The sequence below is a fragment of the Bittarella sp. HCP28S3_D9 genome, assembly GCF_052065655.1.
GTDB classification, from domain to species: domain Bacteria; phylum Bacillota; class Clostridia; order Oscillospirales; family Ruminococcaceae; genus Bittarella; species Bittarella massiliensis.
In genome coordinates this window covers 15,081-37,591 of sequence record NZ_JBQHTP010000016.1, presented here as the reverse complement: position 1 = coordinate 37,591, position 22,511 = coordinate 15,081, and the positions used below count along the sequence as shown (strand labels likewise).

General features: G+C 63.9%; 22 protein-coding genes and 1 riboswitch. Of the genes, 12 read left to right on the top strand and 10 right to left on the bottom strand.

Annotation, left to right across the window (positions count from 1 at the left end; all coding sequences use genetic code 11):
• Window positions 1-26: 26 nt before the first annotated feature.
• A complete protein-coding gene (locus tag ACTNAU_RS09365) occupies window positions 27-1,241 on the bottom strand; it encodes a patatin-like phospholipase family protein (RefSeq protein ID WP_441098252.1) in 1,215 nt (404 codons plus the stop codon).
• A gap of 314 nt (window positions 1,242-1,555) precedes the next feature.
• On the opposite strand from ACTNAU_RS09365, the gene ACTNAU_RS09360 reads away from it, so the two are divergent.
• The 6 genes from ACTNAU_RS09360 (at window position 1,556) to ACTNAU_RS09335 (ending at window position 6,427) form a co-directional block, all read left to right on the top strand.
• On the top strand, window positions 1,556-2,449 hold the full coding sequence (locus tag ACTNAU_RS09360; RefSeq protein ID WP_185915994.1) for an MBL fold metallo-hydrolase: 894 nt from the start codon (window positions 1,556-1,558) through the stop codon (window positions 2,447-2,449).
• Between the two features lie 70 nt (window positions 2,450-2,519).
• Window positions 2,520-3,320 (top strand): transporter substrate-binding domain-containing protein, encoded by an 801-nt coding sequence (locus tag ACTNAU_RS09355; RefSeq protein WP_441098251.1) that lies wholly within the window; start codon window positions 2,520-2,522, stop codon window positions 3,318-3,320.
• 144 nt (window positions 3,321-3,464) lie between these two features.
• Window positions 3,465-4,145, top strand: a complete 681-nt coding sequence (locus tag ACTNAU_RS09350; RefSeq protein WP_185915992.1) for an amino acid ABC transporter permease — start codon at window positions 3,465-3,467, stop codon at window positions 4,143-4,145.
• Entirely contained in the window at window positions 4,138-4,872 is a 735-nt protein-coding gene (locus ACTNAU_RS09345) for an amino acid ABC transporter ATP-binding protein (protein WP_185915991.1), read from the top strand. The genes ACTNAU_RS09350 and ACTNAU_RS09345 overlap by 8 nt, the downstream gene beginning before the upstream one ends.
• A 172-nt stretch (window positions 4,873-5,044) precedes the next feature.
• Entirely contained in the window at window positions 5,045-5,455 is a 411-nt protein-coding gene (locus ACTNAU_RS09340) for a CD225/dispanin family protein (RefSeq protein ID WP_441098250.1), read from the top strand.
• A 240-nt stretch (window positions 5,456-5,695) separates the two neighbouring features.
• Window positions 5,696-6,427, top strand: a complete 732-nt coding sequence (locus tag ACTNAU_RS09335) for a GntR family transcriptional regulator (RefSeq protein WP_216400930.1) — start codon at window positions 5,696-5,698, stop codon at window positions 6,425-6,427.
• Between the two features lie 75 nt (window positions 6,428-6,502).
• Here the strand turns inward: ACTNAU_RS09335 and ACTNAU_RS09330 are convergent, their stop codons facing one another.
• The 8 genes from ACTNAU_RS09330 to fabG all read right to left on the bottom strand — a co-directional run bounded on the left by ACTNAU_RS09330 (window position 6,503) and on the right by fabG (window position 15,459).
• Window positions 6,503-8,992, bottom strand: coding sequence for a diguanylate cyclase domain-containing protein (locus ACTNAU_RS09330; protein ID WP_441098248.1), 2,490 nt, complete (start codon window positions 8,990-8,992; stop codon window positions 6,503-6,505).
• Window positions 8,993-9,055: 63 nt separating this feature from the next.
• Window positions 9,056-9,143: riboswitch (cyclic di-GMP riboswitch) on the bottom strand.
• Window positions 9,144-9,288: 145 nt separating this feature from the next.
• Entirely contained in the window at window positions 9,289-10,092 is an 804-nt protein-coding gene (locus ACTNAU_RS09325) for an acetyl-CoA carboxylase carboxyltransferase subunit alpha (protein ID WP_216400932.1), read from the bottom strand.
• Between the two features lie 12 nt (window positions 10,093-10,104).
• Window positions 10,105-10,947: an acetyl-CoA carboxylase, carboxyltransferase subunit beta gene (gene accD, locus ACTNAU_RS09320; protein WP_256136168.1), complete on the bottom strand. Its 843-nt coding sequence runs from the start codon at window positions 10,945-10,947 to the stop codon at window positions 10,105-10,107.
• A 3-nt stretch (window positions 10,948-10,950) separates the two neighbouring features.
• Window positions 10,951-12,324 carry an acetyl-CoA carboxylase biotin carboxylase subunit gene (gene accC, locus ACTNAU_RS09315; protein ID WP_441098247.1) on the bottom strand — a complete coding sequence of 458 codons (1,374 nt, stop codon included), beginning with the start codon at window positions 12,322-12,324 and terminating at the stop codon, window positions 10,951-10,953.
• Between the two features lie 53 nt (window positions 12,325-12,377).
• A complete protein-coding gene (gene fabZ, locus ACTNAU_RS09310) occupies window positions 12,378-12,812 on the bottom strand; it encodes a 3-hydroxyacyl-ACP dehydratase FabZ (RefSeq protein WP_021658226.1) in 435 nt (144 codons plus the stop codon).
• Between the two features lie 63 nt (window positions 12,813-12,875).
• Window positions 12,876-13,328 carry an acetyl-CoA carboxylase biotin carboxyl carrier protein gene (gene accB, locus ACTNAU_RS09305; RefSeq protein ID WP_185915985.1) on the bottom strand — a complete coding sequence of 151 codons (453 nt, stop codon included), beginning with the start codon at window positions 13,326-13,328 and terminating at the stop codon, window positions 12,876-12,878.
• Window positions 13,329-13,431: 103 nt separating this feature from the next.
• Window positions 13,432-14,664, bottom strand: a complete 1,233-nt coding sequence (gene fabF, locus ACTNAU_RS09300) for a beta-ketoacyl-ACP synthase II (protein ID WP_185915984.1) — start codon at window positions 14,662-14,664, stop codon at window positions 13,432-13,434.
• A gap of 33 nt (window positions 14,665-14,697) precedes the next feature.
• The gene (gene fabG, locus ACTNAU_RS09295; RefSeq protein ID WP_021658349.1) at window positions 14,698-15,459 is read right to left on the bottom strand and encodes a 3-oxoacyl-[acyl-carrier-protein] reductase; all 762 of its coding nucleotides are present in this window, start codon (window positions 15,457-15,459) and stop codon (window positions 14,698-14,700) included.
• Between the two features lie 379 nt (window positions 15,460-15,838).
• Between fabG and fabD the strand changes: the two genes are divergently transcribed.
• The 6 genes from fabD to ACTNAU_RS09265 all read left to right on the top strand — a co-directional run bounded on the left by fabD (window position 15,839) and on the right by ACTNAU_RS09265 (window position 21,534).
• Window positions 15,839-16,765, top strand: a complete 927-nt coding sequence (gene fabD / locus ACTNAU_RS09290) for an ACP S-malonyltransferase (RefSeq protein ID WP_441098245.1) — start codon at window positions 15,839-15,841, stop codon at window positions 16,763-16,765.
• Between the two features lie 35 nt (window positions 16,766-16,800).
• Window positions 16,801-17,265, top strand: coding sequence for a MarR family winged helix-turn-helix transcriptional regulator (locus ACTNAU_RS09285; protein ID WP_185915982.1), 465 nt, complete (start codon window positions 16,801-16,803; stop codon window positions 17,263-17,265).
• Between the two features lie 391 nt (window positions 17,266-17,656).
• On the top strand, window positions 17,657-18,070 hold the full coding sequence (locus tag ACTNAU_RS09280; RefSeq protein WP_441098244.1) for a hypothetical protein: 414 nt from the start codon (window positions 17,657-17,659) through the stop codon (window positions 18,068-18,070).
• Window positions 18,070-18,786 (top strand): ATP-binding cassette domain-containing protein, encoded by a 717-nt coding sequence (locus ACTNAU_RS09275; RefSeq protein WP_441098242.1) that lies wholly within the window; start codon window positions 18,070-18,072, stop codon window positions 18,784-18,786. The genes ACTNAU_RS09280 and ACTNAU_RS09275 overlap by 1 nt, the downstream gene beginning before the upstream one ends.
• Before the next feature lie 186 nt (window positions 18,787-18,972).
• Window positions 18,973-19,929 carry an ROK family protein gene (locus ACTNAU_RS09270; protein ID WP_441098240.1) on the top strand — a complete coding sequence of 319 codons (957 nt, stop codon included), beginning with the start codon at window positions 18,973-18,975 and terminating at the stop codon, window positions 19,927-19,929.
• Window positions 19,930-20,031: 102 nt separating this feature from the next.
• Window positions 20,032-21,534, top strand: a complete 1,503-nt coding sequence (locus ACTNAU_RS09265; protein ID WP_185915979.1) for a DUF1846 domain-containing protein — start codon at window positions 20,032-20,034, stop codon at window positions 21,532-21,534.
• Window positions 21,535-21,592: 58 nt separating this feature from the next.
• On the opposite strand, the gene ACTNAU_RS09260 is transcribed toward ACTNAU_RS09265, so the two are convergent.
• Entirely contained in the window at window positions 21,593-22,501 is a 909-nt protein-coding gene (locus ACTNAU_RS09260; RefSeq protein ID WP_185915978.1) for an NTP transferase domain-containing protein, read from the bottom strand.
• Between the last annotated feature and the right edge of the window lie 10 nt (window positions 22,502-22,511).

The window sequence follows — 22,511 nt, the reverse complement described above, 5'->3', positions numbered from 1 at the left end:
CCGATCGGCAGAGGGCTTTTTGGTGCTCATCTCTGCTGGTCCGCCCGGTCGAGAACGTAGAGAAAGGCGGCGGCAATGGCCTCCTTGGGGATCACTGTCCCCAGCTTGGCGATGTCCAGGGGGTTGCGCAGCTCCCCCGCCATCCGCAGCGCCGCCTCCTGGGAGAGGGAGCGCTTTTTCCGCCTGGTCCAGACCGCCCTGCGCGCCCGCAGGGAGTGCAGAAAGCCGGCGGCGGTGTAGGTGGGGGTGTGGGGGACGGAGAAGAGCTCCCCCGCCACCTCGGCGCAGCGCAGGGCCATGTCCTCGTAGCTGCGCAACCGGTAGCCGTAGGGGCGAAAGAGGGTGCGTACCGCGCGCTGCAGGCCGATGCGGGTCAGGGGGGAGAGGCCGCCCAGCAGCGCCTCCAACTCGGCCCGGGTGATGCGCAGCAGGGGGAGGAGGGCGTCCCCCTCCCCCCGGGCAAAGGTGTAGGCAAACCCGTCGCGCAGCCCCAGGGCCTTCCGCCCGTCCTGGGCCCCCACCGCCAGGTTGTGGCGGGCCTGCCGTGGGGAGAAGTCGAGCACCGGCCCCAGGTCCCAGTAGCAGTCGATGACCCGGGCGCGCTTGAGACTGCCCGGCCGCTTGACGCCGGGGGCGTGCAGGTCCACCGCCCAGATCTCGTCGGCCCCGCAGCGGCTGGCCAGCTCCACCGGCAGGTTGTCGTAGTAGCCCCCGTCCATGTAGAATTTGCCGTCGATTTCCCACCGCTGCAGGGCGGGGAAGAGGGAGCTGGACGCCATTAGGTAGTCGATGAGCCTGCCCGCGGGGATATCGCGGCAGAGCAGGGTGCAGGGCTTGAGGGTGGGGTACTCCACCGTCACCAGCCCCAGCTCGGTGGGGGAGCGGCGCACCCGCCCCTCGTCGATGCAGCCCTCCAGCAGGGTCTTGAGGGGAGAGGTGTCGACGCCGCCGTTTTGCAGGTATTGGCTGACAAACCCCACCGCGGTGGTCACCGCCTCGGCAGGCGGAAGGGCGCCCAGGGACGCCGCGTCCAACTGCAGCACCGCCTCGGTGGTGATCTGCCGCCAGAGGGCCTCCGCTCGGTCCAGGTCGCCCTGGGCGATGAGGGCGGCATTGAGCGCCCCCACCGAGGTGCCAGTCACCACCCCGAAGGTGAGCTCCCCTTCCTCGGCCAGGGCCCGGTATACCCCGATCTCATAGGCCCCCCTGGCCCCGCCGCCGGACAGCACCAGTCCCCGCATGCCGTCGCCCTCCTCTGTAGCCGCCCGACTCTGCAGAGTGGGCTGTTTGACTTTATTCTACCACAAGTCTGCCCCGATTGGCCGCCCTTTTTGCGGGGGCGAAAATATACAGAGAATGCATTAAAAATGAATATTATGCTGTATGAATTTATATTTTTGCCGTTTCGCACAAAACAACAGGCATTTAATTGCGAATAATGGGCGGGAAAGGAGGGAAAAAGGGGTAGACAAACGGGCAATGCTTGCGTATAATTATACATGCACTCCCCCGAACAGGGGGGCAGCACCCCAAAACACACAAGGAGGAATTTCTCATGCCCGAAAAGATTGCCGACGCCGTTCAGCCAGATGCCTGGTACGAGGCGCTGCCCAGACCCCAGTACGCGACCCTGGAAGCAGTCGAGCAGCCCGACCCCTGGTTCTCGGTCTACAGATTGCCTCACGACGTCTACGCCATCTACGAGCCGGGCCACTTCCAGGAGGTCATCTCCTACCTGGTCCTGGGCGGTGAGAAAGCCCTCCTCATCGATACCGGCATGGGGATGGGCAACATCAAAAAGGTGGTGGACTTCCTCACCGACAAGCCGCTGGTGGTGGTCAACACCCACAGCCACTTCGACCACATCGGCTGCAACTGGATGTTTGAAAAGGTGCACATCTACAACCACCCCGGCGCCATCAGACGGATGAAAGAGGGGCTCACCCACCAGGAGGTGGAGGACAACTTGAAACCCGGTTCCAACTGGATCCCCTACCCCGCCGACTTCGTCCCCGAGGAGTACGCCATCAAGCCCTGCAACTACGTGCCCATCGAGAACGGGCACCAGTTTGACCTGGGCGGCCGGGTGCTCACCGCCTTCAACACCCCCGGGCACTCGCCCGACAGCATCATGCTCGCCGACGACGCAAACAAGCTGCTCTTCACCGGCGACACCTTCTACCCCGCCACCCTCTACGCTCACCTGGATTCCCACGACGGGCTCAAATCGGTCATCGACACCTATAAAAAGACCATGGAGGAGGTGGCTGCCAAGTACGGCGACTACACCCTCATCTGCTCCCACAACGAGCCCATGAGAGAGGGCAAGACCCTCGGCCAGGTGGCCGACGCCTTTGCCGCCATCGAGACCGGCGACCTGCCCTACCAGGAGGATGAAAACCACCTGAAAAAGTACACCTTTGACGGCTTCTGCATCGTCACCCTGTAAGCCGCGATCCCATTTCTGTAAAGAGCCGGGGAGAGAAAAGCCCGGCGCACATTGAGAGGAGAAACAAAAGATGAACGCAATCAAGAAAGTTCTGGCGACCACCCTGGCGCTGAGCATCGGCGCCCTGTCCCTGGCCGGCTGCGGCGGCAAAAAGACCGAGGGCACCGGCAAAGCCTACGACAAAGAGGTCATGACCCCCGGCAAACTGGTGGTGGGCATCTCCGCCGACTACCCGCCCTACGAGTCCCTGGGCAACGACGGCAAGGTCGAGGGCTTTGACGTGGACATGGCAAACGAACTGGCCAAGTACATGGGCAAAGACGGCCAGCCCATCGAGCTGGAGTTCAAGAACATGGACTTCCACAGCATCATCACCGCCCTGCAGGCCGGGCAGATCGACGTGGGTATCTCCGCCTTCACCTACGACCCCGAGCGCGACTGCCTCTTCAGCGACACCTACCTGACCAGCGAGCAGCTGGTGGTGGTCAGCAAGGAGTCCGGCTACAAGAACCTGGAAGACCTGACCGGCAAGAAGATCGGCGCCGGCACCGAGACCACCGGCGCCAAGGCCGCCGAGGAGAACATCAAAGACGCCAAAGTCTCCAGCCCTGGCGACTACACCGTCATGTTTGAGGCCCTGAAGACCGGCGCCCTGGACGCGGTGGTCTGCGACGGCCAGGTGGCCAAGAACTATGTGGCTGCCAACAGCAACTTGGAGATCCTCGGCGACCCCCTGGTGAAAGAGGAGAACCAGATCATCGTCAAAAACGGCAACAACGAGCTGCTCAAAGAGATCAACAGCGCCATCGCCCAGTTCCTGGCTTCCGATGCGCCCCAGCAGCTCAAAGACAAGTGGGAGATCGAGGGCTAAGCGCCCCGCCCCGCGAGAAGTGAACTTTTAAAGCGGGAGGGCCCCGTGTCCCCCGGCGAACAGTGGAGGCAGGCCCCCGGGCCTGTCCTCTCGCCGTCTCGGGGCGTCCGCCGCCGACTACTTGAGTAAAGGATTGTTCTGATTATGGATATTGTCCAAAAGATTTTTACGGCAGACAATCTGCTGTTTATGGCCCGCTCCGCCGGCTGGTCCATCATCATCGCCGTCTGCGCCCTGCTGGCCGGCACGGTGCTGGGAATTCTGGCGGCGGCGGCCCGCATCTCCAAGAGCAAGATCCTGCGGGCCATCTCCACGGTCTATGTGGAATTCATCCGCGGCACCCCCATGCTGGTGCAGATCCTCTTCTGGTTCTTGGGTTTCCCCGTCGTCTGCAAGGCGATCACCGGCTCGGCCGTGAACATCGATCCCTACGCCATCGGCATCATCGCCATGGGCATCAACAGCGGCGCCTACTCCTGTGAGCTCATCCGCTCGGCCATCATGGCCGTCGACCGGGGCCAGTGGGAGGCCGCCCAGGCCCTGGGGCTGAGCTACACCGGGATGATGCGCCACATCATCCTCCCCCAGGCCTTTAAGCGGATCGTGCCGCCCCTGGTCAGCGAGTTTGTCACCCTCATCAAGGACTCCTCCCTGATTTCCACCATCGGCGCGGTGGAGTTGACCCAGAGCGCCAAGGTGCTGGGCGCCCGGTACTACAACTTCATCCTCCCCCTGGCGCTGGCCTGTGTGGTCTACCTGACTTTGACCCTGACCATCTCCCACTTTGGCAAGAAGATTGAAAGGAAGTTGGCTGAAAGTGATTAAACTCGAACACATCAACAAGAGCTTTGGCTCCCTGCAGGCGGTGAAAGACGCCAACCTGAACGTGGAGAAGGGGGAGATCATCTGCCTGATCGGCCCTTCGGGCTCCGGCAAATCGACCTTGCTGCGGTGCATCAACGGGCTGGAGGTGCCCGAGAGCGGCACCATCACCATCGACGGCCAGGTGCTCAACACCGGCGACAAAAAGGGTGCCAAAGAGCTGCAGAAACAGCGCGCCAAGATGGGCTTTGTCTTTCAGCACTTCAACCTCTTCCCCCACATGACCGTCCTCAAAAACCTCACCCTGGCCCCGGTGCAGGTGCTGGGTCGCACCCAGGAGGAGGCCGAGGCCAAGGGGCGGGAGCTGCTGGAGCGCGTCGGGCTGGCCGACAAGGCCGACAGCTACCCCAACTCCCTCTCCGGCGGGCAGAAGCAGCGGGTGGCCATCGCCCGCAGCCTGGCCATGGAGCCGCAGATCATGCTCTTTGACGAGCCCACCTCCGCCCTCGACCCCGAGATGGTGGGCGAGGTGCTGGACGTCATGAAGGAACTGGCCACATCGGGGATGACCATGATGGTGGTCACCCACGAGATGGGCTTTGCCAGAGAGGTGGCCACCCGGGTCATCTTCCTGGACGAGGGGCAGATCCTCGAAGAGGCGACCCCCGAAGAGATTTTCAAGGCGCCCAAACATCCCCGCACCAAGGAGTTTTTGAGCAAGGTCCTCTGAGACGTGAAGGAGGGCCGCCGAGACAAGCCGTCCCGGCGGCCCTCTTTGCAATTGTAAGAAATTTGTGCGCATTTTAGCGCCCTTTTGCCGGTTGCGCCCCGACCGGCTTTGCGGTATCCTGAAGGGGTAGAAGGGGGCGATTTGGCCCCCTGTGAAACAGGAGGGATCTGCGATGAAGATTTGTCCCCACTGCGGCACCCATTGGGAGGACGACTGCTGTTTTTGCCAGCGGTGCGGCGCCCCCTTGCCGCCGCCTCCGCCGCCCTATGGCGCCGCTCCGGTGCCACCCCCGCGGCCGGTCTACCCCGGCGCGCCGTCGGGCACCACCTACCTGGTGTTCTCCATCCTTGCCACCCTGCTGGGCTGCTTTTTCTGTTTCCCCTTTGGCCTCATCGGCATTGGGGGGATCGTCTACGCCTCCCAAATCGAGGGCGCCCTGGGCCGGGGCGATCTGGCGGGGGCCCGCACGGCGGCCAGCCGATCGCTGATCTTCACCATCCTCGCCGCCGCCTCGCCGCTGACCGCGGTGCTCTTTGGCCTTTTGGCGGGCTTTGGCAGCATCTTCGGCTGGCTGTTCTGGTAGCGACGTCCGTGTGCATCCGGCGGGGGGGGGGGGGGGGGGGGGGGGGGGGGGGGGGGGGGGGGGGGGGGGGGCCGCACCGTTTTTGGGGGGCGGCCCGCTTTTTTGCCCCTGGCAATTGCGCCAAACTTTTGCCGTCAACTATGGGGAAAACACGACTGGCAACCGGTTGCAGAGATGGAGTATAATAAATAGCATAGAGTAGTGCGCTGCGGCGCTGATGACAGGAGAGGAGCAGAGCGGGTGGCCAAGAGCTTTTTATACAACCAGATCAAACAGGACATCATCCACAAGATCGATGCAGACATCTACAAAAATGGCGACAAGCTCCCCAGCGAGGCCCAGCTGGTGGAGGAGTACGGCGTCAGCCGCAACACGGCCAGCCGAGTCCTCAACGACCTGGTGGAGGAGGGGTATGCCCGCCGCCGCCAGGGCAAGGGCACCTTTGTCTACAACCAGAAAATCGACAACCGGCTGCAGGGGATCCAGAGCTTTACCGACATGTTCGAGCGCAACAACAAAAACCCCTCCACCAAGGTGCTCGCCTACGAGGTGGTGGACGAGCCCCCGGCCCGGGTGCGGGAGAACCTGCACCTGGGGGAGGGGGAGAAGGCCATCCGCCTCTACCGGGTGCGCTATGCCGACGACACCCCCGCTGTCCTCAACGAGACCTTTCGCAGCTTCAGCCGGTTTGAGGGACAGATGGAGTGCGACCCCGCCACCGTCTTTTCCTACGGCTATCTGAAAAAGCTGAAAAACATCTACCCCGTCCACTCGGAAGAGGTGCTGGAGATCGCCCTTCTGGGCCCGGAGGAGGCGGTGCTCCTGGAACAGAAGGTGGGGGCCCCCGCTTTTTTGGTGAAGTCGGTCACCTCCGACAACACCGGCCAGCCGCTGGAGGTGGTCAAGTCCCTCTACCGGGCCGACCTCTTTCAGTTCTCGGTGGTTCTCGACCAGGAGGACCCCGGCCGATAGAGCGTACAAAAAAAGAGCGCCATTCCCGATGGGGGAGTGGCGCTCTTTTCTTCGTTGTCTAGAACAGGGGGGATATCAGCTGTCCAGCGAGAAGGTGTTGCCCCCCTCCGCCTTGGCCTGGTAGAGGGCCTTGTCCGAGCGGTGGTACAGCTCTTCAAAGGTGTCGCCCGGCCGGGCGATGGCAATGCCCACGCTGGCGCTGATGCCCGCGTGGCGGTCTTCGCAGCGCTCTACCAGCCGGCGGCAGAAGGCTTCGGCCAGCTGGGCGGCCGCGGCGGCGCTTTGCCCGGGCAGGCAGGCGATGAACTCGTCGCCCCCCAGCCGGCCCAGCACCCCGCCGGCAAAGGACGATTCCATGCAGCGGGCCAGCTCAACGAGGATGTCGTCCCCCATCTGGTGGCCAAATCGGTCGTTGACCGACTTGAAGCGGTCCAGATCCAGCAGGAAAAAGGCCGCCGTCTCGCCGGGCTGCAGGGCGTCCAGCAGCCGCAGCACCTCCCTTTCACAGGTGCTGCGGTTGTAGAGGCCGGTGAGTCCGTCGGTCTGGGAGCGGTGGAGGAGGAAATCCCGCTCGGCCCGCTCCTTTTCGATGTTGCGCAGCTTGCCGATGCAGTAGAGGGGGTGTCCCTCCTCGTCGTAGAGGCAGATGCGCAGCAGGGAAAACCAGGCGGAAGAGCCGTCGGCCAGGGGGCAGCGGATCTCCGCCTGCACCGATTTTTGGTTGAGGTCGAATGCCTGTTTGGCCACCTGTTCATCCCACCCCACCAATTCGGGGAAGAGCTCCTTCGCCCGCTCCCGGTAGTGGGGGATGACGAGGTCGCAGCCAAAGGCCTTGGCGAACTTGTCGGAGACGGTGAGGGCGTCGGCCCGCACGTCGTATTCAAAGAGGAATTCGTCGCTGAGCTCGGCGATGGTGCGGTAGCGCTGTCCGTCCAGCACCAGCCGCTGCTGGTGGCGGATTTTGGTGCGCACAAAGAAGATGACCAGCCCCAGCACCACGGCGAAGAGGACGACGACCGCCAGCACCGATTGCAGGGGGTAGGCGTAGAGCAGCCCCATCAGGCTGATCTTCGGCTGGGTGGTGAGGGTGTTTTGAAAGACGGCGTCCTGCCGCTCCCGCTCGGAAATGCTGCCGATGGCCTTGCTGAGCACGGTGAGCAGGGTGGTGTCCGCCGGGCGGCGCAGCGCCAGGCAGAGCCCGGCGCTGGAGTCGTCCAGGGGGGAGTAAACGAGGTTTCTGTAGGATCGGTTTTGCAGGTACTGCTGCAACAGGTAGGAGTTGGTGACAAAGGAGTCGACATCCCCCCGCTCCACCGCCTGCAGGCAGGCCCCGGGGGTGTCGTACCAGACCAGCTCCTGTCCGGCCAGCTCGTCGGTCACCGGGTAGCCCCGCAGACAGGCGGCCCGGTTCTCCTTGCCGGGGTCAGTGGCGTTGCCGCGCACCAAAATGCGCTGCAGGGGCAGGTAGGACTGGGTCAGGGTGAGGCCGGCCTCGGTGGCCGCCTCCGCGTTTGGGGGCGCCCCGATGAGGATGTCGGCCTCCCCCGACTGGACCATCTCCACCCCCTCCTGGTAGCTGCCCACCTCGCGGTAGTCCAGGGAGAGGCCGGTCTCGCGGCAGATCTGTTCCAGCAGGGTGGCGCTCACCCCGGTGAACACCCCCTTTTCCTGGTGGTGCAGGGGGTCCCATCCGGCGGGGTAGACCGCCCGCAGGGTGCCGCAGGAGGCGATGTAGTCCCGCTCCTCCTGGCTCAAAAAGAGGGTCGGATCGTCATTGTCGCCAAAGTACTTCTCGTAGAGCTGGGTGTCGTAGTGAAAGTCCACCTCGCGGATCTTGGCGAGGCCGGTGTTGAGGCCGCTGATGATGGCGGTGTTCCCCTTGGTGGTGGCAAAGTAGTGGGGGCTCTCGGCAAAACGGGCGATGATCCGCCGCCCCGAGTCCACCGCGGTGTCCCCCTCCAACAGGGCGTCCACCTCGCCGCTCTCCAGCGCCCGCAGCCAGGTCTCTTCCCCCTGGTAGGTGACCACCTGGGCGTCGATGCTGTTGGCCGCGCAAAAGCTCTTAAAGTGCTGGATGCGCCGCTTGGCGGTAGCCTGGGCCCCCACCCGGATATTGGAGAGGGCCGAGTAGTCGCTCTCGCTGAAGCGGCTGTCGTCGGCGCGCACCGTCAGCACCGCAAAGGAGGTGCCGGCGCTGTACTCGGGAAAGTCGTAGAGCGCCTCGGTCTGCTCGCTGCGGAGCATTCCCCCCATCAAGTCGATCTCGCCGGCTGCCAACATGTCGAGCAGCTTGGTGAGGGAGGTGTCGATATCCCCCTCGACCTCGACAAACTCGTACTCCCAGCCGGTGTATTTGGCGATTTCCTGTAAGTACTCGTAGGTGTAGCCGGTGTACTCCCCGTCCGCGGTCTTCTCGGAAAAACCGGGCAGGATGGGGAAGCCCACCCGCACGGTGGCGGTGGCCTGGGGCTGTGCCGCCAGGGCCGCGCCGGGCCCGCTCAGGCAGAGCAGTGCACAGAAAAGGGCGCAGAGGAGGGCGATCCCCCGCTTGCCGTGTCGAAACATCAAAAATCCCCTCCTGTTTTGACTGGTCCGCCCAATGGGCGCAGTGCGAAACGGAAGGGGGGGAGGTGCAGCCGGCTGCCCTGTCCCCTGTGGGGGAGGTAGGCCCGTGGCTTTGCGTCCCGGCCTTTCGCCCGGTTTGCCCATCTGTTCAGTTGAAAATCGATATGTCTGTATTATAGCAAGTTTGGCGCTGCGAAACAACGGATATTATCCAAAAATAGTCGGCTTTTCACAAATTGTGAAAAAAGGCGGCGGAACTCGATCCGCCGCCCGAAAAGGGAATCGCTTTTCACCTGTCAGCCGCCGTAGACCCCCATGCTGCGGTACTTCTGGTACCGGTTGTCCAGCAGGGTGCGGGTGTTCTGGGTGCAGAGGGCCTCCAGCTCCCGCACCAGCACCTCCTTGACGGCGATGCAGGTCTTGGCCGGGTCGGTGTGGGCCCCGCCCTTTGGCTCGGGGATGATGCCGTCGATGATGCCGAAGCCCAGCAGGTCGGGGGCGGTCATCTTCAGCAGCTCGGCGGCCTGCTCCTCCCTGGAGGGGTCCTTCCAGAGGATGGAGGCGAACCCCCGGGGGGAAATGACCGAGTAGACGGCGTTCTCCAGCATGTAGACCCGGTCGGCCACCGCCAGACCCAGGGCCCCGCCGCTGCCCCCCTCGCCGGTGATGACGGTGAGGACCGGCACCTTGAGGAACATCAGCTTTTGGATCGAGCGGGCGATGGCCTCGCCCTGGCCCCGCTCCTCGGCCCCGACCCCGCAGAAGGCGCCAGGGGTGTCGACGAAGAGGAGGACCGGCCGCCCGAACTTCTCGGCCTGGTCAAACAGCCGCATGGCCTTGCGGTACCCCTCGGGGTGGGCCATCCCAAAGTTGTAGCGGATGTTCTCCTCGGTGGAGTGGCCCTTGCGGTGGCCCACCACCGTCACGGCCCGGCCGTCCAGCAGGCCGATGCCGCCGTAGATGGCCGCGTCGTCGCCAAAGGCGCGGTCGCCGTGAAACTCGATAAAGTCCTCCACCAGGGCGGAGACGTACTGCTCCACGCTGGGGCGGTGGATATTTTTGATGAGCTGCATCCGCTCGTAGGCGGTTTTCGGTGCCATGGCGCGCCCTCCTTACTTGCTGTGAATGGCCAGGATCTTTTGCAGGGTCTCCCGCATCTCAGGGCGGGGGACGATCCGGTCCACAAAGCCGTGTTCGCAGAGAAACTCTGCCGACTGAAAGCCGCTGGGCAGCTTTTCGCCGATGGTCCCCTCGATGACCCGGCGCCCGGCAAAGCCGATGGTGGCCCGGGGCTCGGCGAGGATGATGTCGCCCTGCATGGCAAAGCTGGCGGTGACCCCGCCGGTGGTGGGGTCGGTGAGGACGGTCACGTAGAGCAGTCCCTCCTGGGAGTGGCGGCCCACGGCGGCGCTGACCTTGGCCATCTGCATCAGGGAGTAGATGCCCTCGTGCATCCGCGCCCCGCCGGAGGCGGTGAAGAGGACGACCGGCAGCTTTTTTCGGGCCGCGTACTCAAAGAGGCGGGCCAGCTTCTCCCCCACCACGCTGCCCATGGAGGCCATGAGAAAATGGCTGTCCATCACCCCGACGGCAGCGGGGTGGCCGCCGATCTTCCCCACCCCGGTGACTACCGCCTCCTGCAGGCCGGTGGCGCTGCGCAGGTTTTCCAGCTTTTCGGGATAGCCCTTGAACTTGAGGGGGTTGCCGCTGCGCAGCTTGCGGTCGAGTTCGCGAAAGCTGCCCTCGTCGCAGGTCATGGCGATGCGGTCGTAGGCCGAGACCCGGCTGCAGTGGCCGCAGAGGGGGCAGACAAACAGATTCTTGGCGTAATTTTGCCGCAGCACTTCTTTTTTGCAGCGCTTGCAGACCACCACCTCTTTGGGGTCGCCCTCGTCCTTTTGCGGTTTGAGGAACTGCGAGACGGTGCGGGTCTTTTTGAACATGTCCAGGATCACGGTCTATTCCCCCTCTCCCTGGCGCGAAAACTGGGCCAGGAGGTCGCTCTTTTCCAAAAAGTTGGTGTCGAAGTTGCCGGTGGTAAAGGCCTCGGAACTGATGATGGCCATGGAGAGGTCGATGTTGGTGATGACCCCGTCAAAGAGGTATTCAGCCAGGGCGCGCTTCATCCGCGCCAGGGCCTGCTCCCGGCTCTCCCCCCAGACGATCAGCTTGGAGAGCATGCTGTCGTAGTAGGGGGGGATGGTGTAGCCCTGGTAGATGGCCGAGTCCACCCGCACCCCCGGCCCGCCGGGGACGTGCAGCCCCTCCACCGTGCCGGGGCGGGGGGCGAAGTTGTGGTAGGGGTCCTCGGCGTTGATGCGGCACTCGATGGCGTGGCCGTGCAGGGTGAGGTCTTTTTGGGCAAAGCCCAGCGCCTCCCCGGCGGCGATGCGGATCTGCTGCTCGATGAGGTCGAGGCTGCAGACCAGCTCGGTGACCGGGTGCTCCACCTGGATGCGGGCGTTCATCTCGCAGAAGTAGTAATCCCCCTGCCCGTCCACCAAAAACTCCACCGTGCCGGCCCCCCGGTACCCCGCCTGCTTGGCCACCGCCACGGCGGCGGCGCCCATCTCAGCGCGCTTTTCGGGGGTCAGCAGGGAGGAGGGGGCCTCCTCCACCAGCTTCTGGTGGCGGCGCTGGATCGAGCACTCCCGCTCAAAGAGGTGCACCGTGTTGCCGAACGCATCGGCCAAGATCTGAAACTCGATGTGCCGGGGGTCGGCCACGAACTTCTCGATGTAGACCCGTCCGTCGCCAAAGCTGGCGGCGGCCTCGGCGGCGGCCTCCATAAAGGCGTTTTTCAGCTCCTCCGGCTCATCCACCTTGCGGATGCCCTTGCCGCCCCCGCCGGAGGCGGCTTTGAGCATCACCGGGAAGCCGATTTCCCGGGCGATCCTCTCCACCTCCCGGTATTCGCCCACCGCCCCGTCGGAGCCGGGGGTCACCGGGACCCCGGCCTCCCGGGCAGTCTGGCGGGCGGCCACCTTGTCCCCCAGCAGGGAGATGGTCTTGCTGGAGGGGCCGATAAAGGCGATGCCGCAGTCCTCGCAGGCCTTGGCGAAGTCGGGGTTTTCCGAGAGGAAGCCGAACCCGGGGTGGATGGCCTCGGCCCCGCTGGCCTCGGCCGCCCCCAGCAGGTTGCGGATGTTGAGATAGCTGTCCTTGGCCAGCGGCCCGCCGATGCAGATGGCCTCGTCGGCCAGCTGGGTGTGCAGGGCTTCCCGGTCGGCGGTGGAGTAGACCGCCACGCTGGTGATGCCCATGTCCCGGCAGGCGCGGATGATCCGCACCGCAATTTCGCCCCGGTTGGCGATGAGAATTTTAGAAAACATAACGAGAGACCTCCATTGCGCTCGAATCAAATGGCTTGGCGAAGGCGTTTTTGCTACTGGATGGCAAAGGTCAATTCGCCCGAGGCGGCCTTTTTGCCGTTGACGTAGGCCACCCCTTTGCCGATGCCGATGGGCCCCCGGCGCTTGATGATCTCCACCGACAGCTCCAGGGTGTCCCCGGGGCGGACCGGCTCCTTAAAGCGCACCTTGTCCAGCCCGCCGAAGAGGCCGATCTTCCCCTTGTACTCGGGCAGGGAGAGGATGGCCACCGCCCCGGTCTGGGCCAGCGCCTCCATGGTAAAGACCCCGGGCAGGATGGGATAGCCGGGGAAGTGCCCGTCAAAGAACACCTCGTCGCCGCTCAGGTGCATCCGCCCGACGGCCCGCACCCCGGGCTCGAGCTCGGTGATCTCGTCGATCAGCAGCATGGTGTTCCGGTGGGGGATGATCTCCTGGATCTGCTCTTTTGTCAGCAACACATCGCTCATATTGTCCGCTTCCTCTCCTCAAGGCGGGGCCCCCGCCGGGGCCCCGCGAAAATTTGCCAGGTCTTACTGAATGACCATCACCGTCTGGCCGTACTCCACCAGCTCGCCGTTTTGCAGGTAGATGCGGGCCACCTTGCCGTCGCAGGGGCTCTGGATCTCGTTGAGCATCTTCATGGCCTCGACGATGCAGAGGACATCGCCCTTTTTCACCTCCTGCCCCACGGTGACGAAGGGCTCGTCTTCGGGGGAGGGGGAGCTGTAATAGGTGCCCACGATGGGGGAGGGGACCGGCGTCCCCTCAATGGCAGGGGCAGCGGGTTCCTCGGCTGCGGGGGCGGGTTGCGGGGCCGCCAGAGGGGCGGGGGCAGCGGCCGCCGCGGGGACGGCAAAGACCGGCGGGGCAAACTCCGCCTTGAAGGAGAACTCTCCCAGGTGCAGTTCTACGGCCGTGGCCCCCTGGGCCTTGGCCTGAGAAAGCAGCTCGCTGGCTGCGCTTTGCGCTTCGCGAATATCCATGGCGTTTCCAACCTTTCCAAAAGGGGCGCGCGAGGGGGGAGGCCAGACGCTTCCCCGCGCCGAACTCTGCGGGACAGCCCCGCTCTTTTTTAGGGGTACAATTTTACCGGTAGGCCCGGACGACGATGGTGGCGTTGTGGCCGCCAAAGCCCAGCGAGTTGGTCAGGGCCACCTCCACCGGGGTGTGCAGGGCCTCGTTGGGGGTGTAGTCCAGGTCGCATTCGGGGTCGGGCTCCCGGTAGTTGATGGTGGGGGGGATCACCCCGTCGCGCACCGCCAGGGCGCAGACCAGAGCCTCCACCCCGCCGGCGGCCCCCAGCAGGTGGCCGGTCATCGACTTGGTCGAGGAGATGTGCAGCCCCTTCGCCGCCTCGCCGAAGGCCAGCTTGACGGCGTTTGTCTCAAAGGCGTCGTTGATGGGGGTGGCGGTGCCGTGGGCGTTGAGGTAGTCCACCTGCTCGGGGGTGACCCCGGCGTCCGCCATGGCCAGCTGCATGGCGCGGCAGGCCGCCTCGCCCGAGGGGTCGGGGCTAGTGATGTGGTAGGCGTCGGAAGAGGCGCCGTAGCCGGCCAGCTCCCCGAGGATCTCGGCACCCCGGGCCTTGGCGTGCTCCTCGCTCTCCAGCACCAGGATGCCGGCTCCCTCGCCCATGACGAACCCGGCGCGGCGGGCGTCAAAGGGGACCGAGGCGGCGTCGGGGTCCTCGGAGGTGTTGAGGGCGTGCATGTTGGAGAACCCGGCGATGGCCAGGGGGACGATGCAGGCCTCGGCCCCGCCGGCCACCATGCAGTCGGCGTAGCCGTGGCGGATCAGGCGGAAGGCCTCGCCGATGGCGTGGGCCCCGCTGGAACAGGCGGTCACCGGGCAGTAGCTGTCGCCCTTGGCCCCAAAGCGCATGGAGATGCGGGCCGCCGCCATGTTGGAGATCATGGTGGGGATGAAGAAGGGGGAGACCCGGCCGGGGCCCTTGGTAAAGTACTTCTCGAACTCCTCGCAGAAGGTCTCCATCCCGCCGATGCCCGAGCCCACGATGGTGCCGAAGCGGTAGGGGTCGGTGTTCTCGGGGGTGATGCCGCTCTGCTCCATGGCCTGGCAGGCGGCTGCCAGCGCGAACTGGCAGAACCGGTCCATCTTCCGGGCCTCTTTTTTCTCGATGTAGTCGGTGGGCTCAAAATCCTTGACCTCGGCGGCCAGGGTGGCCTTGAACCCCTCGGTGTCAAAATGGGTGATCTTGCCGATGCCGTTTTTGCCGGCAATCAGGTTTTTCCAAAAGGTCTCGATGTCGTTGCCGATGGGGGTGATGGCCCCCATGCCGGTGATCACTACGCGGTTCATACAAATCCTCCGTCTTTTCTGTCTGGATGGGGGCTACATGGCCAGCCCGCCGTCTACGATGAGAACCTGGCCGGTGATGTAGTCGGCCGAGGGGGAGCAGAGAAAGGCCACCGCCCCGGCAATGTCCTCCACGGTGCCAAAGCGCCCCAGGGAGATGGAGGCTTTGGCCCCCTCCACCACCTTTTCGGGCAGGGTCTGGGTCATGGCGGTCTCGATGAAGCCAGGGGCCACCGCGTTGCAGGTGATGTTCCGGCTGCCCAGCTCCTTGGAGATGGTCTTGGTCAGGCCGATGAGCCCCGCCTTGGAGGAGGCGTAGTTGGCCTGGCCGGCGTTGCCGTACACCCCGGCCACCGAGGAGATGTTGACGATCTTCCCCCGGCGGGCCCGGGTCATCCCCTTGGCGCAGAGTTTGCTCATGTAAAAGGCCGAGTAGAGGTTGACGTTGAGGACGGCCGAGAACTGCTCCGGCTTCATCCGCAGCAGCAGCCCGTCCTTGGTGATGCCGGCGTTGTTGACCAGCACCGCCACCGGCCCGTGCTCGGCGGTGATCTCCTCCACCGCCTGCTCACAGGCGCCGTAGTCGGAGACGTCCCAGGGCTTGGCGACGACCTTTGCGCCCGCCGCCTCGCAGGCCTCAATGGTCTCCCGGGAGACCGGCAGGTCCAGCTCCTCCTGGGAGATGCTGTTGATGATGAGGTCAAACCCCTCTTTCGCCAGCCGCTTGCAGATGGCGGCGCCGATTCCGCGGGAGCCGCCGGTGACCAGCGCCAGGGGGCGCTTATTCTCGTGTTCCATTCTCAAAACCCTCGTTTCTTCTGGATGATCGGTTTGTCCACCCGCCCCGCCGACTGGCGGTGGGAAACGGGGCCGCCCCGGGCGATTCCCGGCGGCAAAACCTCTTTTCATTCTACCATAAAATTGGCAGAGGCAGTACCGGTTGCGCGAAAAGATGCAAAAAAAATTTACATTTCCCGGCAACCGCGGCGGCGCGAAAAATGCTTCGATTGACAAACTAATTGTTTTTCATTATAATGGGGGCCACAGTGTTTGTCAACTTTTTCCCGATCCCCGCTGCCAAAAGGGCCTTGTTGCCGCCCTCTGCAGGGGGCTGTGGGGAAAGGCGGGCCGGCCGGTCGCAGCGCCGGCTCCCCTTTTATAATAGGAGGAATGAACGATGAGTCAAATCACCCTGCTGTTCCCCGGACAGGGCGCCCAATTCACTGGCATGGGGCAGGACCTCTGCCAGGCCTACCCCGAGGCAAAGGCGGTCTTTGACCTGGGCAGCCAGGTCACCGGCCGCGACCTGGCCGCCCTCTGCTTCGAGGGGAACGAGGCCACCCTGGCCAAGACCGAGAACGCCCAGCTCGCCATCTTCGCCCACTCGATGGCGGTGACCGAGGTGCTGCGGGCGAGAGGGGTCGCCTTTGAGGCGGCGGCCGGCTTCTCCCTGGGCGAGTGCAGCGCCCTCTGCGCCGCCGGGGCCTGCACCCTGGAACAGGGCTTTGCCCTGGTGGCCGCCCGCGGCCGCCTGATGGGGGAGGCGGCTGCCGCCCAGGGCGGCGCCATGGTCGCTGTCATGGGGCTGACCCCCGAACAGATCGCCGACTGCTGCCGGCAGATCGAGGGGTATGTGCTGCCGGTGAACTTCAACTCCCCGGCGCAGACAGTGATTGCCGGCGACCCGGCGGCGGTGGAGGCGGCCTGCGCCCGCTGTGCCGAGGCGGGGGCCTCCCGCACGGTGCCCCTCAAGGTCAGCGGGGCCTTCCACACCCGGTACATGGAGCCCGCCTCCGACGCCCTCTACGCCGAGCTGGAGGGGTTTGCCTTCACCGACCCGGCCCTGCCGGTCTACGCCAACGGCACCGGGGAGCCCATCCCCGCCGGCGCTGACCTGCGCGCCCATCTGGCCCAGCAGATGAAGGGCCCGGTGCAGTGGGTCAAGACGGTGGAGAACCTGGTGCGCGACGGCCACCTGCTGGGGGCCGAGTGCGGCCCCGGCAAGGTGCTCACCGGCAACGGCCGCCGCATCAGCCGGGAGATGAAGGTGAAAAATCTGCAGACTGCGGCCGACGTGCAGAAGTTTCTCGACGAGCAGGCCTAAAACGGCCACACCCAACAGAGAGAGGAGGGGAGCGGGTGCCCTGTTCCCAGCAGATCAACCACTTTTTGACCGCCATCTTTCAAAATATCCTCTCGGTGGAGGAGGGGTTTGTCCACAGCGCCCTCAAGGACCGGCGGGTGACCATCACCGAGATCCACATCCTCGACCAGATCGGGCCCGAGGGGTCGCGGCGGATGGGGGACGTGGCCGAGAGCCTGGGGGTCACCCTCCCCACCCTCACCGCCTCGGCGGAGCGGCTCTGCCGCAAGGGGCTGGCGGTCAAAGCGCGCGACGGCGTCGACCGGCGGGTGGTCAATATCTCCCTCACCGACGCCGGGAGGGAGGTCTGCCGGCTGCACAGCGAGTTTCACCAGCGGCTGGTGGCGCGGGTCACCCAGGGGTTGGAACCCAGCGACCTGCCTGCCTTTACCCGGCTGCTGGAGCAGGTCAACGGCTTTTTTGAGGAGCTGTCTGCCGAGGGGGGCGCCCTCCTCAGCTGACGGGCCCTCCCCGGTCTCCCAGACCATTTGCTCTGTTCGGCCCTACCTCATTGCCGACATAGGCACAGTGAAACACGGCGACACAGTGGCTGCGAGTGCGGTCGCTGCGTCGCCGTGTTTGCGTGTTGCAGTGCCGGGGGGCGAGGTGCCGACGGCCCTTTTGCTGTCGTCCGCTGCCGGTCTGTGCGGCAAAAGCTTCCCTTTTTAACCCAATTGGCCTGTGAACGCCGGTCGACGCCCCGTGTGATCCCAGCGACCGCATTTTGTTAAAATGGTGTGAACTAGGGCAAAAAGACATTGGAAAAGGGTCAAAATGTGAGACTGTCTAACCGTTTTTGGTCAAAATTTTCATTTTTCCCTGTTTTTTATGAAAAATGATTGACAGAAATGAATGGAGAAGGCTATACTGGAGTTCCAGACCGATCGCGCTTTCAGTAGAGACGCCGCGGTTTGGTATAAGACTGCAAGAGAGAGCGCCTGGGACAGAAATGCCCCAGGCGCTCTCTCTTGCTCCCTTTTTCTTGGGAAAAAGCGCCAATCGCTTCCCATCAAAACCGTCAAATGGGAGAATTGGGGCTGTTCGCCGCCCGCCTGCCCGCTGAAGTGGTATGATAAAGCCAAAGGAAAGGCACTTGTGAGACTTGTCGCCCGCTCCAATCACCTTTTAGGGGGGATAGATATGCTGCAGCTGTGCGGCGTCTGCAAAAATTTCCGAAAAAGACAGGTTTTGCGGGAGGTCTCCTGCGAGATCGGCGAGGGGGTTTACGGCCTCTTGGGCCCCAACGGCGCGGGAAAACCACCCTGATGCGCTGTGTTGTCGGCCTCTACGGCCTGCAGGGCGGGCAGATCCTCTTTGACGGCAAAGATGTGGCAAAGGACGGTGGCATTGCCGGTCGCATCGGCTATCTGCCCCAGAAGTTCGGCCTCTTCAAAGAGCTGAAGGTCTACAACATGCTGGAGTATTTCGCCACCCTCAAAAATATCCCCCGAGAGGGGCAGCGGGCGGCCATTGAAAAGAGCCTGGAGGTGGTCAACCTCACCGAGCGGGCAGGGGACCGGGTGGGGGCCCTTTCGGGCGGGATGATCCGACGGTTGGGAATTGCCCAGGCGGTGTTGGGGGAGCCAGATGTGATCCTCTTTGACGAACCCACTGCCGGTCTCGACCCGGAGGAGCGGATGCGCTTCAAAAATATCGTCTCCTCCATCAAGGACGGGCGGACCATCCTGATTTCCACCCACATTGTGGAGGACGTGGAGGCTGTGTGCGACCACATCCTGGTGATGGACGGCGGTGAAATCATCGCCTCCGGCACCGACGCCGAGGTGCGGGAAAAGGCCCGCGGGAAGGTGTTTTTACTCCCCGAGGCGGCGCAGCTGCCGGCGGGCAGCTTTGTGGAAAAGCGGCTGGAAGGGGAGGAGGGGACCCTGCTCCGGGTTTTGGCCCCCACCCCAGTAAAAGAGGGGCGGCCGGCTGAGCCCACTGTAGAGGACGGCTATATGGCCCTCATCAAGAAAATCTGACTGCCGGGCTGGCAGTTTATGAAAAACGCGCCGACAGCCGGTTGTGGCGGGGCGCGTTTTTCTCTATAATAGAGGGAAAAGAGGCGTCGCGGGAATCCTCTGCGGCGCGCCCTTTCTCTGCCGTCGGGCAGGGGGAAGGGGAGAGAGCGGGGTCGACGACGGCCCCGGGGAAAGGACGGAAGCGACATGGCCTACTATGTGGGGATCGATCTGGGAGGGACCAACATTGTGGCGGGGGTGGTGGATGAGCACTACCAAATCCTCGCCAAGGCGGAGACCAAGACGAGGGCGCCTCGCCCGGCGGAGGAGATCTGCGCCGACATGGCGGCCGTCTACCGCCAGGCGGTGGCGGCGGCCGGCCTCGCGGAGGGGGCGATCGACTGGATCGGCGTGGGCTCCCCCGGGGTGATCGACAAGGCGGCCGGCCAGGTGGAGCTGGCGGCCAATCTGGGCTTTCAGGGGGTGCCGGTGCGGCAACTGCTGCAGGCGCTCACCGGCAAACCGGTCTACGTGGACAACGACGCCAACGCCGCCGCCTACGGCGAGTTTTTGGCCGGGGTGGGCCGGGATGCCGACAGCCTGGTGATGATCACCATCGGCACCGGCATCGGCGGGGGGATCATCCTGGGCGGGAAGATCTGGTCGGGCTTTCGCTACGGTGGGGCCGAGCTGGGGCACATGGTCATCCGCGTCGGGGGGAGGCGTTGCACCTGCGGCAGAGAGGGCTGCATGGAGGCCTACTGCTCCGCCACCGGCCTCATCCAGACCACCCGCGAAGCCATGGAGGGGGCGCCGGATTCCCTCCTCTGGCAGCTTTGTGGCGGGCTGGACAGGGTCTCGGGGCGGACGGCCTTTCAGGCGGCCGACCGGGGCGACGCGGCGGCCCAGGCGGTGCTCGAGCGCTATATAGACGACTTTGCCTGCGGGGTGGCCAATGTCATCAACCTCCTTCAGCCCGAGGTGATCGCCATCGGCGGCGGCATCTCCCGGGAGGGGGAGCGGCTGGTGGGCCCCATCCGGGAGCGGGCGCTGCGGGTGGTGATGTCCCGCCACTCCCCCCAGAACACTCGCGTCCTCCCCGCGGCCTTGGGGAACGACGCCGGGATCATCGGCGCGGCCTTCCTGGGCAGGGAGGGACAATAGGAAAAAAGGCGGTTTCGACTCGGCGATACCGCCTTTACTTTTGTGTGGGCCGATGATAGAATAGACAACGTGATTGCAAAAATGATGGAGGGGAGACGGGCTATGAAACAGGGGTTTGACCACGAGAAATACCTGCGGGAACAGTCAGAATTCATTTTGGAGCGGGTCAACAGCTGTGAGAAACTCTATTTGGAGTTCGGCGGCAAGTTGATGGAGGACATGCACGCCAAGCGGGTGCTGCCGGGGTACGACCCCAACGCCAAGCTGAAGCTGCTGGAGAAGATGAAGGACCAGGTAGAGGTGGTCATCTGCGTCTACGCCGGCGACATCGAGCGCAACAAGGTGCGGGCGGATTTCAACATCACCTACGACATGGAGGTGTTCCGCCTCATCGACGACCTGCGCTCCTACCAGCTGGACATCAACAGCGTGGTCATCACCCGCTACGAGCAGCAGCCTGCGGCCACCCAGTTCATGAACAAGCTCAACCGTCGGGGGATCAAGACCTATATCCACCGGGCCACCAAGGGCTACCCCACCGATGTGGACACCATCGTCAGCGACGAGGGGTACGGCGCCAACCCCTATATCGAGACCCAAAAGCCCATTGTGGTGGTCACCGGCCCCGGGCCGGGCAGCGGCAAGCTGGCCACCTGTCTCTCCCAGCTTTACCACGACTACCGCCGGGGGCAGCCCGCCAGCTACTCCAAATTCGAGACCTTCCCCGTCTGGAACGTCCCCCTGAAACACCCCCTCAACGTGGCCTACGAGGCCGCCACTGTGGATTTGAAGGACGTCAACATGATCGACTCCTTCCACTACGACGCCTACGGCGTGCTGGCGGTCAACTACAACCGGGATATGGAGATGTTCCCGGTCATCAGCCGGATCATCGAAAAGATCACCGGCAGCCAGCTCTACCGCTCCCCCACTGACATGGGGGTCAACCGGGTGGGCTTTGGCATCACCGACGACGAGGTGGTGAAGGAGGCCTCCCGTCAGGAGATCATCCGCCGCTACTTCAAGACCGCCTGCGAGTACAAGAAGGGGACCCTCGATCAGGAGACCTTCCACCGGATGGACGCCATCATGAAGGCGGCCAACCTCAAGCCGGAGGACCGCACGGTAGTGGTGGGGGCCCGCAAGTACGGGGCCCTGAAAAATGCCGATCTGCCCGAGGGGGAGAGCTGCTCGGTGGCCGCCATCGAACTGGCTGACGGCAAGATCATCACCGGCAAGTCCAGCGAGATGATGAGCGGGTCGGCGGCGGCCGTCCTCAACGCCATCAAGTACCTGGCCCATCTGGCAGACGAGATCCACCTCCTCTCCCCCATGATCCTGCAGCCCATCATCAACCTCAAGAGGGGGACCCTGCACAGCCGGCGCACCGCCCTCAGCTGCGAGGAGATCCTCATGGCCCTGAGCGTCTGCGCCGCCACCAACCCGGTGGCCCAGGCGGCGCTGGACAAGCTCTCCCTCCTGCAGGGGTGCCAGGCCCACACCACCGCCATCTTGAGCCAGAGCGATGAACAGGTCTACAAGAAGTTGGGGATGGACGTGACCAGCGACCCCGAGTTCCCCTCGGAAAATCTCTATTACATGTGAGCGTGAACGAAAAAGCCCCCGGCAGACAGCTGTCTGCCGGGGGCTTTTGCAGGTAGGGTTACATGTTGTAGACCGGGTCGATTTGCTTGAGCTCGTTGAAGGTGTCGATTTCGACGATGTCCCCTTCAAAGCAGGGGCGGACGTCGACCGCGTAGTTTTTGGAGAAGACGCGCAGGGCGACCTCATCCCAGTATTTCTCCTTGCCGCCGGGCATCTGAAAGGTCTCTTCCAGGTCGTGGCAGAGCTGGGCGCCGTCTTTTTGGTCCCAGTAGGAGATGCCGTACATGTGGTAGCAGTTGCGGCCCCCCACCATCAGCTGGCGGATCTTGCCCCGCTTGACTTCAAAGCACCAGTCGTCGGTGTACTCCTTGAACATCCCCAGGTAGTTGGAGGAGTACTCGTACTTGCGGATCAGCCGGGGGTTGCTCAGCAGCAGGTCGGCCTCGCAGACATAGGCGTTTTGCAGCAGGTCTTTGGCCAGGTAGGCCGAGGAGATGTTGTTGGACTCGTTGAAGAGGGGGTTGTAGACAAAGCGGATCTGGGGGTATTTGTGAAGAAGGCTGTCAAATTGCTCCCACAGATAGCCTCTCACCACCACGATTTCGGGGATGCCCGCCTCGACAATGGCGTCCAGAAGGGTTTCAATGATCATCTTCCCGTGAACACGGACCAGGGGTTTGGGGGTGTTGAGGGTGATGGGGACCATCCGCGAGCCAAAGCCGGCGGCGATGATGACGGCGCGCTTGACCCGGTAGGGCTCCAGCGCCTCCATCCCCAGTTTGGTGATCTGCAGCTCCTTTTTATCGGTCTGGCGGATCAGGCCCATCTCCCCCAGCTCGGCCAGGGATTTGTTGACCATCCCCAGGGAGAGCATAGTGTCGTCTGCGATTTTTCGCTGGGGCAGCTTTTTACCCCCCTCCCGCTCGATGTAGGAGAGGATTTCAAACTCGTTTTTTTTGATGTTCATGAACAGCGTT